Source organism: Enteroscipio rubneri (assembly GCF_963929405.1).
GTDB lineage: Bacteria > Actinomycetota > Coriobacteriia > Coriobacteriales > Eggerthellaceae > Enteroscipio > Enteroscipio rubneri.
Window position 1 is genome coordinate 286,386 of record NZ_CAWVIN010000003.1, and the last position, 13,889, is coordinate 300,274.

The following is a 13,889-nucleotide window of genomic DNA, read 5'->3' on the forward strand; positions in this document are numbered from 1 at the left end:
CCTATTCCTCGATGCCGACCGGCATAACGATGGGCCGGTTCTTGTCGGGCTCGAGCGTGATATTCCCCGTGTACTTCTCCACCTGCACGAGCGTGCCGGTCCAGGACTGCGAAGCCTGTCCGGATGCCTTGGGCGCCTGCAGGATGTTCGGGTCGCCGCCCATATCGATGCCGGTCGCCTCGTCGATCTGGATCCAAGCGCCATCCTGCAGCGCCACCGATCCGGGGACGAGTGTAGGCATTACCTTTGCCGGGCGCAGCACCTGCCCGTGAGGACTGGTCATAAGCACCAGATCGCCGTTCTTGATGCCACGCGCCTCGGCGTCCACCGAGCTCATGAAGCATTCTTGCGGGAACGCCTCGCGCAGCGACACCACGTTGTCGTTGACCGTATGGGCGCGGCGCAGCGAATGGGGCGTCCATAGCAGCAGCGGATACTCATCGGTCTGCGTGCCCTGGCCTTGCTCCGGGTCGCCGATCTGCCACTTGCCGATCGGGGAGATTTGCGAGTAGCCGAGCGAGTTCACGATGGCAGCCAGCGTCGGACAGTAGATCTCGAACTTGCCCGTCGAAGTAGGTAGCGGATTGGCCGCGGGATCGGCGAAGAACGCGCTCCACGGCACACTCGTCAGCTTGTCGCCCTTCGAGCGCTGCGCCTTGTAGCAACCCTTCTCCTTCAGCTCGGCCACGGTCATGATACCCTCTTGCGGAGCGCCCTCGACGCCGAGCGCGTCGATGTCCTCCTGCGTGATGGTGAGCAGCGGCTGGTAATCCATCGTCGCGCCGTCGACCAGATAGGCCGCACCCGCAAGCGAAGCGTATGTGCGCTCCTCGTCGGTCATCGTGTTGGCAGCCTTGGGATCGAGGTCGAGACGTTTGCACAGCTCTTCGGCAATGTATCCTTCAGGCTTCGACTCGTAGAGCGGCTCCATGATCCTATCGGCCCAGAATACCGTCTCGGAGTTGTTGGTCCAAGCGAGGTTGCCCTTCTCCCACCACGTGGCCACGGGCAGCACGATGTCGCAGTACTGGCGCGATGGATCGAAGAACGGATTGGCGCCCCACACGAAGTCGACCTTGCGGAACACCTCGATGCCTGCGTTTGCATTCGGCAGCGAGTTCAAAGAGTTCTCATAGCCGCCGCTGTAGATGTGATGGATGTCGAGCGGTTTCTTGCCGCCCGGCCAGATATCCCGACCATAGGCGCCGTCGAGGATGGACTGCCAGCATTCGGTGAAGTCGATCTTCTCCCACGAACCGGGATCTTGAATCTCGGCGAAATTGGGCGTGACCATGAGCGAAGGCGGCGTGAGCGGATTGACCGGGTTCTTCTGTGCGCCGTTCGAGGAATCGCCCGCAGTGACATAGGGGGCTCCCGACATGCCCTCATGAAGCCCGACCCACGAGGCGTAGTTGCCCGGCGTGCCCATGCCGCCGTGCATGAACGCGAGCGTGTAGAACACCTGGGCGAACATTTCACCTGCGGGTATCTTCGTAGTCGACTGACCTGCGAAGAAGTTGACGTTCTCGGCACCGGCAAGCTCCTCCGCGAGTTCGCGGATCCGCGCGGCCGGCACGCCGCAGATAGCTTCGGCCCATTCGGGCGTCTTCGGTTCACTGTCGTGCGTGCCCAGCACGTAATCCTTGAAGTTGTCTTCGGCAGGAGCGCCCTCGGGCATGTGCTCGGCGTCGAACCCGACGCAGTACGTATCGAGATACTCCTGATCGAACAGATTGTTCTCGATCTGATGATAGGCCATGCCCAGACAGAACGCCGTATCGGTGCCGGGACGGATAGCCACCCATTCGTCGGCCACCGCTTGTGCGGTCTGGTTGAGCCATGGATCGACGATGATGATCTTGCCGCCCTGCTGACGAGCATAATCGAGCTGGTAGGTGGTGTTGCCGCCCTTGTTCGCCATCCAGTTGCAACCGAACAGGATGTGCAGATCGCTGTCGGCCACGCTCAAGGCGTCGGGAGCCGCCAGCATACCGCCCGTCATGAACATCTCGGGGAGCGGCCACGAGCCGAGCGAGACGGTACCCAGATCGTGATGCACCGCGCCACCGAGGAGGTTGAACATACAGACGACCGGATCGAAGTACGTGTCACCGATGTCGTCATATGCCGCGCACAGAATGGCCCTGTTGCCGTACTGGTCGAGGGTCTTCTTGATCTCGGCCGCGATATAGTCGAGCGCTTCCTCCCAGCTAATGCGCTCCCATTCGTCCTTGCCGCGCATCTCGCCGTTCGGATTATCCGGGCTCCAGCCCTTGCGCTTCATGGGATACTTGATGCGCGCCGGAGACATCATATTGCTGATCTGGGCGCGACCGCGCGGGCATGCACGCCGCTGCGGCACCTCGATCGTGTCTTCATCCTGCTCGTCGGTGCGGATTCTCAGCGGAACGCCATCCTCGACGTACACCCGCAGCAGACAGCGCGAAGATCCGCAGCTGCAGTTGTTCATGCACGCGCCGGTCTTCCATTCGCCGGCAGCTTCGGACCCCTGCTGGCCTCCTCCGGATTCGCCTCCGGATGAAGCGCAGCCCGTGAAGCCCACGAGCGCCGCCGCTCCAGCCGTAGCCGTTCCCCACTTGACGAAACTTCGCCGCGTCAATGTCGTGTCCACGTCTGACCCCCTCTAGATCGCGTCCGGGAGACGCCCCCTGATCGAATCGTCCCCCCGACAATTCCAACCACGACACGGGAAAGATCAGTGCATGTGACACCGTCATATCTTCATATGATACCTTCCCCTGCGGCCATACTATCACCCGCCTCTAGGACAGTCAACGCAAATACCCTGCTTGTACTATCTATTTTAAGGATAATATCGAGTTGATCATGCCAAATTTTGGCAGTGAGCAGCGCGTTTTCAAACCCATTGCCAACCTTTCTATACTATGATAGTATGACAGCATCCATCGACCAAAGGGGGTTGGTCATGAGGTTTCTAATCGCGCTCGTTGTTGCAGTCGCGTTGCTTGCGGTATGCGAACGACCCTTGAAGCGCTATCCCGGATTGTTCTATGCGCTATCCGCCGCACTCGTTGCCCTGTACTTTTTCGGATCGGCATCCAACGCGACGGGCGGCCTCTGGCCGTACTTCCTACCGCTCGTGCAGCGTTGCGCACTGGCCTTCGTGCTCTTCTCTATCGTCATGTTCGCAGGCGCGCTTGAAGACTCCTCCCGTTTGAGGCTTCGAATCATGGCGGTCAGAAGGCAGCTTTCCGTAATGGCGTGCATCTTCGTCGTCGGGCACATCGCCTTCTACGCCGCCTCGTACGTGCCTACCATCGCCGCGACGCCTACCGTGAATCTAGCGCTGTCGCTGGCTCTCGCCACGGCGCTCGTTGCACTCATGGCTATCCTACTGGCCACGTCGCTGCTGGCGGTCAAACAGCGTCTCAAGCCGTCCGCTTGGAAGGGTGTCCAGCGTCTCGCCTATCCGTTCTACCTGCTCATGTACGTGCATCTGGCCCTGCTTCTGCTGCCGTCGGCCCTGTCCGGCAAGGAGACGGCCCTGGTGAGCCTAAGCGTGTACACCGCCGTGTTCGCCTGCTACGCGATACTACGAAGCAGGCGGGCGCTGCAACGGCATGCATTGGCGAGAACAGTCGCATCGCAGTCGCGTACCGAAGCCTCGTAACGTCCGAGAACGAGGCTCAAGCCCGTGGCAGCTTGTCGAGCGCACCTGTTTCGAACACGGTCGCACCGTCCAGCGACGAGATGCGCGCGCCCAGCACGCGACCATCATCGACAAGCATGCGCCCCGTGCATTTAGGAAACCCGCCGCGCTGACGAAACACCGCACCGGGGCAGATGAGCAGATCGGCCGGGCGCGCTTCCTTGCCTGTAAGCAGCTCGGGAACATGGGTGTGACCGTGTACGAGCACCTGCGGTACGGGATCGCCCGGCGCGACGCCTCCGCCGCCCGCGAAACTGATGCGCACATCTCGTGGGTAGTGCGCCACGAGAAAGCGCACACCGTCGATGACGGGTCGAGCGAAACGTTGGACGGAGGAGCCGTACTCATCGAAGTCGTTGTTGCCGAGCACCGCTATCGTAGGCGCGAGTTCCGAGAGTTCGCGCAGGATGGAGGGCCCGCCGATATCGCCTGCGTGGATGATGTAGTCGACGTCGGCCATGGCCGCCAGCGCCTCGCTCGGAAGCTTTCCATGCGTGTCGGAGATGATGCCGATCGTGGTCAAAGCCGGTCTCCTTTCGTGCGGGGCGTATCCCGTTCTTGTGCGCTCATCATCTGCTCGCACGCATCTCAGTATAGAACAACAACTCGCGCATGGCATTCCCTCGCACCGGTCCTACGGCGCGCAAGCGCGATCGGCGATGAAGATGCAAGCCGCCTTCGAGCGCAAGCCGTCGGAACCGCACGGACATGGGAAACGACCGCGCGACGATAAGAAACGGCGGCATACAAGCGCGTTGCGAGGGCTCGCCGCTGATGGCGAGTTGTGCGGGGAGGCTTGCTGCTTGACGGCGGCCTGCCGGGGGTTTGTCGCTTTAGCAGCCTCGTATGCTCGGCCGGAGCGAAGCTCCGGGCACGGGATACCATGCGTTAAAACCTCGAAGCGTCGGACGGACGTGCAGCCAGAATGCGCTTCGAGATCGACTATGGCGAAGTTGACGAAACCGTAACTTTTGGCACTCGCCGGTTGACAGTGCTAATTGTCGGATTTATAACGTTGTCGTACAGAAAATCATATAGAGAAAGGCTTAGATTTCCTACGCTCGTTTTGAGCACTTCAGAGAATCCGAGCCGCACACGAAATGGAGATGATCGATATGGCCATGATGGTACCGATGAGAAGGAACCGCAACCTGTTGAGCGAGCTGATGACCGATCCGTTCGACGCATTCTTCGACGCCGCATCCGCCCCGATGCAGTCCATGCAGAAGATGGCGCCCACGCTCATGCGCACGGACATCAAAGAGACCGACGATGGCTACGAGCTAACCATCGATCTGCCCGGCTTCAAGAAGGACGACGTCCAGGCTGATCTGAAGGACGGCTACCTCAGCATCACCGCTCAAACGCAGAGCGAATCCGAGGACAAGGACGAGAAGGGCACGTTCGTCCGTAAGGAGCGCTTCAGCGGCAAGTGCAGCCGCACGTTCTACGTCGGCGACGATATCGAGGAAGACGACATCAAGGCACGCTTCGAGGACGGCGTGCTCAAGATCGACGTGCCCAAGAAGCAGGAGCAGCCCAAGCTCGAGGAGAAGAAGACCATCGCCATCGAAGGCTAATCCGCAGGATGCCCGCGCGCCTGCAATACGGCGTCCGAGGTGCATCGAAACATCTTTTCAAACGAACCGGACCCTCGAAGGGTTCGGTTCGTTTTATTCTAAAGTACATTGCGCCTGCTGGCGCGCTACACCATAGATTATCGGATTTTCACTGCGGCGCACGCCCTCCTATGATCATTGACGAACGCAGAGCCGGACTTCGCCCTGAAGTTTGCTCGCGTGCATAGCCCCGCATGCTATGATGCGCCCCGAGGAACGAACCGCGAGCTTTTCGTGAAGGAAACGGCTTTTTGCAGGAGGCACTATGGCCGAACAACCGCGCAGCCAAACCAGTCGCGACCTCGAAACGTTTCGGCGCTGGGTGGCCGAGACGCCTGTAGGCGGCATGGTGTTCTTCGGCGGCGCGGGCGTGTCAACCGAAAGCGGCATCCCCGATTTCCGTAGCTCAGACGGGCTGTTCGTCCAGAAGTACCCCTGCCCTCCCGAGCAGATGGTATCCCGCAGCTTCTTCGACGCGCGCCCGCGCGAGTTCTTCGATTTCTACTGCGAGCGCATGATCGCGCTCGACGCGCGGCCCAACCAGGCGCACCGCAAGCTGGCCGAGCTCGAGCGGGCGGGCGCGTGCGCCGCCGTGGTCACGCAGAATATCGACGGGCTTCACCAGGAAGCTGGCAGCAAGAACGTCTTCGAGCTGCACGGCAGCGTGCTGCGCAACTACTGCCGGAAATGCCGGGCTCCCTACACCGTCGAACAGCTGCTCGCCCTGCGCGCCGAGGCGGCCGACGGCGTGCCACGGTGCCCCGCCTGCGGCGGCATCGTGAAGCCCGATGTCGTGCTATACGAGGAACCGCTCGACGAGGCGGTGCTGCAAGGCGCCCTGGTAGCCATCCAACAGGCTGATCTACTCGTGGTGGCCGGCACGTCGCTGGCAGTGTACCCCGCGGCCGGGCTCATCGACTACTTCACGGGGAACCGACTCGTCATCATCAACCGCACCCCTACCCCACGGGATCGGCAGGCAGATCTCTGCATCGCCGCCGACGTGGGCGTCGCATTCGACTTCTAGCGAGCGATGCCGACGATCCCGACCCGCTTGGAGCGCGTACCTAAAACGCCTGGTATACTACCTGCAACGCATACACTCCTTCGACGAAAGCGAATCCCCATGTCCGTCAACGATTCCGCATCTCCCCAGCTCGAAGACATCCGTCAGGTCTCGTCGGGATGGATAAACAAGTACGTCCTCACCTACGAGCTGCCCGACGGGACGCGCTACGAGTACGAAAGCGCTTCGCGCAAGAAGCTCGACGACTACTGTCGAAGCCTCGAAGGCCGCGCTGCAGGAGCGGCGCCCACGGCCGATGCGGTGTGCATCGTGCCGCAGACGGCGGACGGCACGCTGCTGCTCATCCGCGAGTTCCGCTATCCGCTGAACAGCTGGTGCATCGCTTTTCCCGCAGGTCTCGTCGAAGAAGGCGAGCATCTACGGGACTGCGTCGACCGCGAGCTGCGCGAAGAGACGGGCTATGCGCTGCGGACCGACCTGGGCGACGATGCGCTCGACCCTCTGCCGCAGGCCGGCTTCTCGTCCACCGGACTCACCGACGAGAGCGTGCACGTCGTGTTCGCACAGGTGGAGAAGGCATCGGATGCGCAACCCGAGCCGTCGGAGTTCATCGAGCCGTTCGAGTTGGCCATCGAGGACGTCCCGCGCTTTTTGGACGAGAACACGACCCCTATCGGCACCCGCGCCCAGCTCGTGCTGGAGGCGTTCGCTCGACGGCGCTAGCAGTTCGCGCGGCGGAAGCGCGCTCGCTTAGCCGAGCTGGGCGATCTGCTCGCGCGCCTTATCCAGCCGCGCCTCCACGTCGATGCCGACGATGTCGAGCCCCTCAGCCGCCACGAGCCTCGTCTCCGGGATGCCGAACATCTTGGCAATGCCGCAGAAGTACTCGTATCCGTAGTTCGCGCCTTCGACGAAGCCGCCGCACGTGGTGATGTAGGTGAGGCGGCGCGCCTTGCAGATGCCCTCGCAGCGCGCGTCCTCGGTGTAGTGGAACGCAAGGTCGCATACGCTCACATATTCAAGGTAGATCTTGAGCGCGGACGGGAACGAAAGGTCCCAGTACGGCGCGCCGATGACGATGTCTTCCGCCTCGACGAACTGGCGCGACAGGGCGAAGATGGGGTCGTCCCACTCGCGGGCGGTCTGCTTCTCTGTGCGGTACGCCACCATGGCGGCGTCGAACGGCTTCAAGTCGAGCGCGGCCAGATCCACCTCGACAACGTCGTCTTCGGCGCCTTCGAGATACTCGCGGCACAGTTGCAGCGTGCGCGACTGCTCGCCCCGCATGCATGCGTTCACAAACAAGATGGTCATGAGTGCTCCTATAGACGTTCGACACCAGCGTTTGTGTCGGTATGATACCGCATCTGCCGCTCGCGCGAGCGGCAGATGCGTCTGCGACTGCGCGGTTAAGCGCGCGACTCGTCGGGAGGCGCCTCGAGCGGCTGCATGTCCAAATGCAGCGCCTGCTCCACCACCTTCATGAGCGCCTCGTCGGAGATGGCGGGGTTGATCTTCACAAGGCCCACCAGGCCGAAGATGACCACGCAGAACATCTCGTACACGAACTCTATCTCCACCTGGTGGTATTCCGCGTACTCGGCCACGATGTTGTCGTTGATGCAGTCCACCGTCTCCCGCACGGCGCGCACGTCGAACGCGTCGCGCTCTCCCAGCTCCTCGAGCACGCCGATCATGGGGCGCGGGTTGCCCTCGGCGTCGTAGAGCGCGCGGCGAAACGTGGCGATGCACGCGCGCAGCGATCCCGGCGTGTCGCCGAAGCGGCGCGACTCGTTCCACACGATGACGCTCTCCACGAGGTCTTCCACGTAGTCATCCAGCACAGCGTCGATGACGGCCTGCTTGTTCTCGAAGTAGTAGTACACCAGCTCGCGCGTGACGCCGGCCTCGGCGGCCACGTCCTTCACCGTGGTCTTCGCCACGCCTTGGCGCTCGAACAGGGAGCGCGCCGCCAGCATGATGTCGCCGGCCGGTCCGACGAGGCGGCGGCTCTCGGTGAGGGCGCGCCCGCACTCGCGCCGCACGGGCGCGTACCTGGTCTGCCGGGTGCCCAACCGCATGGTCCCTCCCCTCGCTCCGAAGCGCGCATGGACGCGCGCAGGGCGGTCCTGCTCGCGTCCATTATACGGGAGAGAGGCGGCGTCGGTCATGGGGCGCGCCTAGCGGTTCTCCTCGACGACCCGCTGGTAGGCCTTGGTGTCGGCGTACAGCTCGTCCTTGAGCGGGTTGAGCTTGCGCTGGCGGATGCGACGGAATTGATAGACGGCCAGCGCTACGTTCGACGCGAGCGCCAGCAGGCTGACCACGAAGAACACCGTGGGGTTGTGCGTGGTGGGGATGGGCGCCAGCACGTCGGCGAACTGCGGCACCGTCATCACGAACATGATCCAGAGCCCGAGCGTCTGCGCGCGGTGCTGCAGCCACGCCCCCTTCTTGATGAAGAAGGTGGGGATGGTGCACGCGAGCAGGAGCGCCAGGCCGCAGTACGCCGAATGGTCGGAGATGCAGTTGTACGTGTAGGCGAAGTTCCACAAGTCGTAGGCGATGACCCACGCCCAGATCATGTCGGGCCAGATCATGTCGCGCGACGAGTCCTTCGAGATGAAGATGCCGAACCAACCGCATATGGTGACGATGTTCAGAATGCCAGCGATGCCGTTCATGATGTTCCACGGCCCGGAGATGGTCCACAGGTTCTCGACGATGCCGCCCTGCCACAAGCCGAAGCTGAACACCTGGAAGTCGCGGATCACGGCCTCGGCGATGTTGATAGCCAAGATGAGCGGAGGGAAGCAGAGCGCCCAACGCTTCTCGTACAGGTGATGGGTGCGGCCGTCGGCCCCGCGCCACTTCACGAAGCGCAGCGCGATGAAGCCAAGGCAGCCCGCCAGCGCCGAGTACGTCTTCACCCAGTTGAACCACGTGCCCGTGCCGTAGGGGTTGCCCGGCGCGGCCGTGGTGGGCCACACGAACACGGTGAGCACGAGCGGCACCACCGCGAACAGCGCGATGCCGGCCCACAGCTTCACCCGCCCCAGCTCGTTGAACGCCATGAGCGCGAACAGGATGAACAGCCATATGGCCCAGTACAGCGGATCTTCGGCCTGATACAGAATGCCCATGAGGATCGCCCCCTTCTGCGAGTCCCTGCGCGGATGAGCCCCTCGCCCGCCACGCGCCTGCTCGCAGTATACGAAGCTCGTGTACGTGAAGTCTTTCACACAGCCGGGCGGTTTGTGAAAGAAGCAGCGGGGCCGGCGATGCTAGACTGGCGGCGTCAACGTTGTCGGCATCGCATGCCGTTCCACGGCAGCAGCCGCTTCACCGGGGGAAAGGGGCCTCGCCATGACCGTGCCTGTGTGGGTCACGCCGATCTCGATGGTTGCGTACACCGTGCTGCTCATGCTGCTCACCGAGTTCATGCGACGGCATTATCGCACGTCAATGTGGGTGTGGGTGGTGTCGCTCGTCACCATTCCGCTGTGGATAGCCAACATTCCCGGCGACGACTGGTTCCGCTGGGCCAAGAACCTCTCCGTCATTCTGCCGCTCATCTTCGCCGGCCTCGGGCGCATCGCCGCCGTGGAGCAGAAGGACACGCCGTTCTGGCGGACCATGCGCAAGCGCTGGGTGCGCTGGGCGCTGTACGGCATCGTGTTCTGCAACATCGCCGAGGCCACGCTGCGCGACGTGCAGATGGGCAACATGATGAACGCGCTCGCCGGCTTCATCCTGTGCGTCACCATGCCCCTCGGCGACAAGTTCTGGAAGTACGACACCTCGAGCCACGGCGAGATCCTGTCCTACACCGTGCCCATGTGGAACTTCCTGTACACCACCTGGAACGCGTGCTTCGTGTACGCCGAGGGCCACGAGTTCTTCGCCTCGACCTGCTGCATCCTGGCGGCGGCCGAGCTGTACCCCATCGTCATGCGCCGGCCTGAGCTCTACATCACCGGGCGCATCTACACGCTAGGCGCGCACCTCTTGCTGCGCAGCTGCTTCCCGGCGCTCTTCCCCACCATCATGAACAGCGCCGCCTGGTTCAACCCCGACTTCATGGCGGGATGGGGCCTGTTCAACGGCATCATCGGCATCCCGTTCGTGTTCTGGTACTGCTACCAGCTGCACACGGGCCGCGCCGACGTGTCGTTCCGCCGCGGCAAGGCGCGCGCGATCTACCTGGAGGGACGTGCGAACGGCACGATCGACGAGTACGGCGACCCCGTGGCACTGCCGGCGCCGGCCGCGCACAAGCCGCAGGCCCCCGCGCTCCCGGACGACGACGCCGCGCCCGTGGCTGGGTAGCGCGCTGCCGAACCGCCGTCGGTACCCGCAGACGGCGCTTCCCCGTCTCGATGATGGCATAACGGAAACAGCCTCTTCTCGTACCGAGGTGAGCGCAGGACAAGGAATCCGACTGGGCCATCGGCTTCGACAGGCCCAGATTGCGGGATGCTACGAACGCTTCTTGTCGGCGTCGTCGAGGGCGTTCAGGGCGGCGGTGTAGCCGCCTGCGCCGTAGGACAGGCATTTCGAGACGCGCGCGATCGTGGTGGCCGAAGCCCCGGTGGCCTCCTCGATGACAGCATAGGACCGTCCCGCGTCCAGCAGCCGCGCAACGGCCAGCCGCTGCGACGTTTCCTTGATCTCGCGAATAGTGAACAAGTCCTCCAACAGGGAGAAGATCGTATCCTCGTCATCGAGCGCGGCGAAGACGCGCAGCAGATCGTCTACTTCAGTCGTCCTGAGCTCGCTCATGTCACGCTCCTGCTCTCATCAAGCCGTACTCGATCGAATCGACCAGCGCGTTCCAAGACGCCTCAATGATGTTCTCGGACACGCCCACCGTGCCCCAGCTGGCACTACTGTCACGCGTGGTGATGACGACGCGCGTGATAGCGTCGGTGCCCACATTCTCGTCCAGGATGCGCACCTTGAAGTCGACGAGCTCCATCTCGTTGACAGCCGGATAGAACGCGGTGATGGCCATGCGCAGCGCGTTGTCGAGCGCGCCGACAGGACCCGCGCCCTCGCCTGTGGCAACGAAGCGCTGATCGTCCACGTGGATCTTGATGGTAGCCTCGCTCATGGCGTCCTTGGCGAGCGCGCCGGTGTCCTCATGGTCGTCCACGATCACACGGAAGCTCTCCAGCGTGAAATGCGGGCGATACGCGCCCAGATGCCGCTGCAACAGCAGCGCGAGCGAACCGTCAGCCACTTCATAGGAGTAACCAGCAGCCTCCCGCGCTTTGATATCGTCGAGAATGGCCTGCGTCTTGTCTTGATGTGCGGCAAGATCGATGCCGAGGCTCGCCGCTTTCGCAACAAGCGAGGCTTTACCGGCGAGCTCGCTCACGAGCATGCGCTGCGTGTTGCCCACGCTTTCGGGGCGGGCATGCTCGTAGGCTTCGGGGAAGCGCGCGATGGCGCTCGCGTGCAACCCGCCCTTGTGAGCGAACGCCGATGCGCCCGTATAGGGATGATGGGTCGGCACGGACAGATTGCATGTCGCGGCCACGAACTGCGACACGCCGGTCAGCTGACGGAGATTCTCGGCGCCGACGCATGTACAGCCCATCTTGAGTTCGAGATCGGCGATGACGGTGAGCAGATCGGCATTGCCCACGCGTTCGCCGAACCCGTTGACCGTACCCTGCACCTGAGTCGCGCCGGCGCGCACAGCGGCCAGCGTGTTGGCTACGGCACAGCCCGAATCATCGTGACAATGAATACCCAATTGCTGACCAGGGAGCGCCTCGGCCACCGTACGCACGATTTCCTCCACTTCGTGGGGCAGCGCGCCGCCGTTCGTCTCGCACAGATCGATGGAATCGGCCCCGGCCTCGCTTGCAGCCCGCACGCATGCGAGCGCGAAATCAGGATTCGCCTTGTAGCCGTCGAAGAAGTGCTCAGCGTCGAACACAACGCGCAAGCCCTGGGCCTTCAAGTACGCCACCGATTCGCGGATCATCCGCAGGTTCTCGTCGAGCGTGGTCAGAAGCGCGCGGGTGACTTGCTCGTCCCAGGTCTTGCCTACGATGGTGACCGCAGGCGCACCGCTGCCTACAAGATCGGCGAGGCCCTGATCGTCTTCGGGAGCCACCCCCTTCTTGCATGTGGAACCGAACGCCGCAATGCTCGCATGCTTGAGCGGCATTGCACGCACGCGCTCGAAGAACGCAATATCCTTCGGATTCGAAGCGGGGTAGCCGCCTTCGATGAAGTCCATGCCGAACGCGTCGAGCCGCTCGACGATGCGCAGCTTATCCTCAAGCGACAGCGCGATGCCCTCGCTCTGCTCGCCGTCGCGCAGCGTGCTGTCATAGGTGAAGATCCTCGTCAAGAACGCATCCTTTCCAGGTCAAGAAGAGCGCGACGGTTCGCGCGAAGCGCGAACATTGCCGCGCCGGTTGGCGCAGTGAGTCAGCGAGGGACGCCGAGGTGCGCGGAATTGCCGTGAAAGCCCGAGGAAGCGTACTCTGTACGCGACGAGGGCTTGGAGCGGCAAGGCCGGGCGCCGCGGCGCCCCGCAGCGTCGGTGGGTTCCGGCGGCCGGCAGGCCGATGAAGCTTTTTAGACCTCGGTGACCCATTCGGCGTACTCTTCGACCTTGCCGTACACGACGTCGAAGTAGCGATCCTGCAACGCGCGCGTGATCTCGCCGGGTTTGCCGATCACGCGGCCGTCGACGCTGCCGATGGGCGTGAGCTCGGCGGCCGACCCGGTCATGAACACCTCGTCGGCCACGTAGAGGTCGGAGCGCGTGAGGCTCTCCTCGATGGCGGGTATTTCCAGATCGTCAGCCAGGCAGAGCACCGTGTCGCGCGTGATGCCCTCCAGCAGGCCGTCGGACAAAGGAGGCGTGGACAGGATGCCGTCACGCACGACGAACAGGTTCTCGCCCGTGCCCTCGCACACAAGTCCTGCCTCGTTAAGCAGGATGGCCTCGGCGTAACCGTGCTCTTTAGCCTCGAGCTTTGCAAGGATGGAGTTCATGTAGGAGGCGGTTGCCTTCACCGAGGGCGGAATGGAGTTGTTCGTGCGTTGGCGCCAGGAGGACACGCCCACGGCCACACCGTTCTCGAGCGCGTCGGCGCCCAGGTAGGAGTCCCACGGCCACACGGCGATGACCACGTCGGTTGGCGCGCCGGTAGGATCGACGCCCATCACGCCGTAGCCGCGGTACACGAGCGGGCGGATGTAACACGACGGAAGATTGTTCTTGCGGATGACCTCGAGCGTAGCCTCGCACAGCTCGTCCACCGAATACGGCAGATCGATGAGCGCGATCTTGCAGCTGCGGTGCAGGCGCTCCATGTGGTCGCGCAGGCGGAACACATAGCTCATGTTGTCCTCGGGACTCTGATAACAGCGGATGCCCTCGAACACGCCCGAACCGTAGTGCAGCGAGTGGGACAGGACGTGCGTCGTCGCCTCGGCCCACGGGACGATCTCCCCGTTTTTCCAAATATACTCGACCTCGGTGATGTCTGCCATAACGCGTGCCTTTCCTCGTATGAGCCTCGGG

13 protein-coding genes are annotated in these 13,889 nt (G+C 62.9%); 5 read left to right on the forward strand and 8 right to left on the reverse strand.

The features are described 5' to 3' along the window. Window position 1 precedes the first annotated feature (1 nt). Window positions 2–2,632 (reverse strand): molybdopterin-dependent oxidoreductase, encoded by a 2,631-nt coding sequence (locus ABGT83_RS08495; protein ID WP_346687010.1) that lies wholly within the window; start codon window positions 2,630–2,632, stop codon window positions 2–4. Window positions 2,633–2,947: 315 nt separating this feature from the next. Between ABGT83_RS08495 and ABGT83_RS08500 the strand changes: the two genes are divergently transcribed. Continuing rightward, complete coding sequence (locus ABGT83_RS08500; RefSeq protein ID WP_346687012.1) at window positions 2,948–3,652, forward strand: ferric reductase-like transmembrane domain-containing protein; 705 nt, start codon at window positions 2,948–2,950, stop codon at window positions 3,650–3,652. 16 nt (window positions 3,653–3,668) lie between these two features. Here ABGT83_RS08500 and ABGT83_RS08505 read toward each other — a convergent pair whose 3' ends face one another. Next, complete coding sequence (locus ABGT83_RS08505) at window positions 3,669–4,214, reverse strand: metallophosphoesterase family protein (RefSeq protein WP_103264775.1); 546 nt, start codon at window positions 4,212–4,214, stop codon at window positions 3,669–3,671. 592 nt (window positions 4,215–4,806) lie between these two features. Between ABGT83_RS08505 and ABGT83_RS08510 the strand changes: the two genes are divergently transcribed. The 3 genes from ABGT83_RS08510 (at window position 4,807) to ABGT83_RS08520 (ending at window position 7,060) form a co-directional block, all read left to right on the forward strand. Next, the gene (locus ABGT83_RS08510) at window positions 4,807–5,271 is read left to right on the forward strand and encodes an Hsp20/alpha crystallin family protein (protein WP_103264802.1); all 465 of its coding nucleotides are present in this window, start codon (window positions 4,807–4,809) and stop codon (window positions 5,269–5,271) included. Between the two features lie 304 nt (window positions 5,272–5,575). Beyond that, window positions 5,576–6,337: an NAD-dependent protein deacylase gene (locus ABGT83_RS08515; RefSeq protein WP_346687014.1), complete on the forward strand. Its 762-nt coding sequence runs from the start codon at window positions 5,576–5,578 to the stop codon at window positions 6,335–6,337. 99 nt (window positions 6,338–6,436) lie between these two features. Beyond that, a complete protein-coding gene (locus tag ABGT83_RS08520) occupies window positions 6,437–7,060 on the forward strand; it encodes an NUDIX hydrolase (RefSeq protein ID WP_103264773.1) in 624 nt (207 codons plus the stop codon). A 27-nt stretch (window positions 7,061–7,087) separates the two neighbouring features. Here ABGT83_RS08520 and ABGT83_RS08525 read toward each other — a convergent pair whose 3' ends face one another. The 3 genes from ABGT83_RS08525 to ABGT83_RS08535 all read right to left on the reverse strand — a co-directional run bounded on the left by ABGT83_RS08525 (window position 7,088) and on the right by ABGT83_RS08535 (window position 9,480). Continuing rightward, the gene (locus tag ABGT83_RS08525) at window positions 7,088–7,651 is read right to left on the reverse strand and encodes an NAD(P)H-dependent oxidoreductase (protein WP_103264772.1); all 564 of its coding nucleotides are present in this window, start codon (window positions 7,649–7,651) and stop codon (window positions 7,088–7,090) included. 95 nt (window positions 7,652–7,746) lie between these two features. After that, window positions 7,747–8,418 (reverse strand): TetR/AcrR family transcriptional regulator, encoded by a 672-nt coding sequence (locus ABGT83_RS08530; protein WP_103264801.1) that lies wholly within the window; start codon window positions 8,416–8,418, stop codon window positions 7,747–7,749. A 99-nt stretch (window positions 8,419–8,517) separates the two neighbouring features. Further along, window positions 8,518–9,480, reverse strand: a complete 963-nt coding sequence (locus ABGT83_RS08535; protein WP_103264771.1) for a DUF5692 family protein — start codon at window positions 9,478–9,480, stop codon at window positions 8,518–8,520. 223 nt (window positions 9,481–9,703) lie between these two features. Here ABGT83_RS08535 and ABGT83_RS08540 point away from each other — a divergent pair, with 223 nt between their 5' ends. Beyond that, on the forward strand, window positions 9,704–10,666 hold the full coding sequence (locus tag ABGT83_RS08540; protein WP_346687015.1) for a hypothetical protein: 963 nt from the start codon (window positions 9,704–9,706) through the stop codon (window positions 10,664–10,666). 150 nt (window positions 10,667–10,816) lie between these two features. Here the strand turns inward: ABGT83_RS08540 and ABGT83_RS08545 are convergent, their stop codons facing one another. The 3 genes from ABGT83_RS08545 to ABGT83_RS08555 form a co-directional block, all read right to left on the reverse strand. Further along, window positions 10,817–11,119: a YerC/YecD family TrpR-related protein gene (locus ABGT83_RS08545; protein ID WP_103264769.1), complete on the reverse strand. Its 303-nt coding sequence runs from the start codon at window positions 11,117–11,119 to the stop codon at window positions 10,817–10,819. Between the two features lies 1 nt (window position 11,120). Next, complete coding sequence (gene cimA, locus ABGT83_RS08550) at window positions 11,121–12,704, reverse strand: citramalate synthase (RefSeq protein ID WP_346687017.1); 1,584 nt, start codon at window positions 12,702–12,704, stop codon at window positions 11,121–11,123. A 230-nt stretch (window positions 12,705–12,934) separates the two neighbouring features. Next, window positions 12,935–13,858, reverse strand: coding sequence for a branched-chain amino acid transaminase (locus ABGT83_RS08555; RefSeq protein ID WP_103264767.1), 924 nt, complete (start codon window positions 13,856–13,858; stop codon window positions 12,935–12,937). Between the last annotated feature and the right edge of the window lie 31 nt (window positions 13,859–13,889).

Excerpts from the sequence above, each read along its gene's own strand:
- ABGT83_RS08500 (WP_346687012.1), top strand. The coding sequence starts at position 2,948 with ATGAGGTTTCTAATCGCGCTCGTTGTTGCAGTCGCGTTGCTTGCGGTA.
- ABGT83_RS08510 (WP_103264802.1), top strand. The coding sequence starts at position 4,807 with ATGGCCATGATGGTACCGATGAGAAGGAACCGCAACCTGTTGAGCGAG.
- ABGT83_RS08515 (WP_346687014.1), top strand. The coding sequence starts at position 5,576 with ATGGCCGAACAACCGCGCAGCCAAACCAGTCGCGACCTCGAAACGTTT.
- ABGT83_RS08520 (WP_103264773.1), top strand. The coding sequence starts at position 6,437 with ATGTCCGTCAACGATTCCGCATCTCCCCAGCTCGAAGACATCCGTCAG.
- ABGT83_RS08525 (WP_103264772.1), bottom strand. The coding sequence starts at position 7,651 with ATGACCATCTTGTTTGTGAACGCATGCATGCGGGGCGAGCAGTCGCGC.
- ABGT83_RS08530 (WP_103264801.1), bottom strand. The coding sequence starts at position 8,418 with ATGCGGTTGGGCACCCGGCAGACCAGGTACGCGCCCGTGCGGCGCGAG.
- ABGT83_RS08535 (WP_103264771.1), bottom strand. The coding sequence starts at position 9,480 with ATGGGCATTCTGTATCAGGCCGAAGATCCGCTGTACTGGGCCATATGG.
- ABGT83_RS08540 (WP_346687015.1), top strand. The coding sequence starts at position 9,704 with ATGACCGTGCCTGTGTGGGTCACGCCGATCTCGATGGTTGCGTACACC.
- ABGT83_RS08545 (WP_103264769.1), bottom strand. The coding sequence starts at position 11,119 with ATGAGCGAGCTCAGGACGACTGAAGTAGACGATCTGCTGCGCGTCTTC.
- ABGT83_RS08555 (WP_103264767.1), bottom strand. The coding sequence starts at position 13,858 with ATGGCAGACATCACCGAGGTCGAGTATATTTGGAAAAACGGGGAGATC.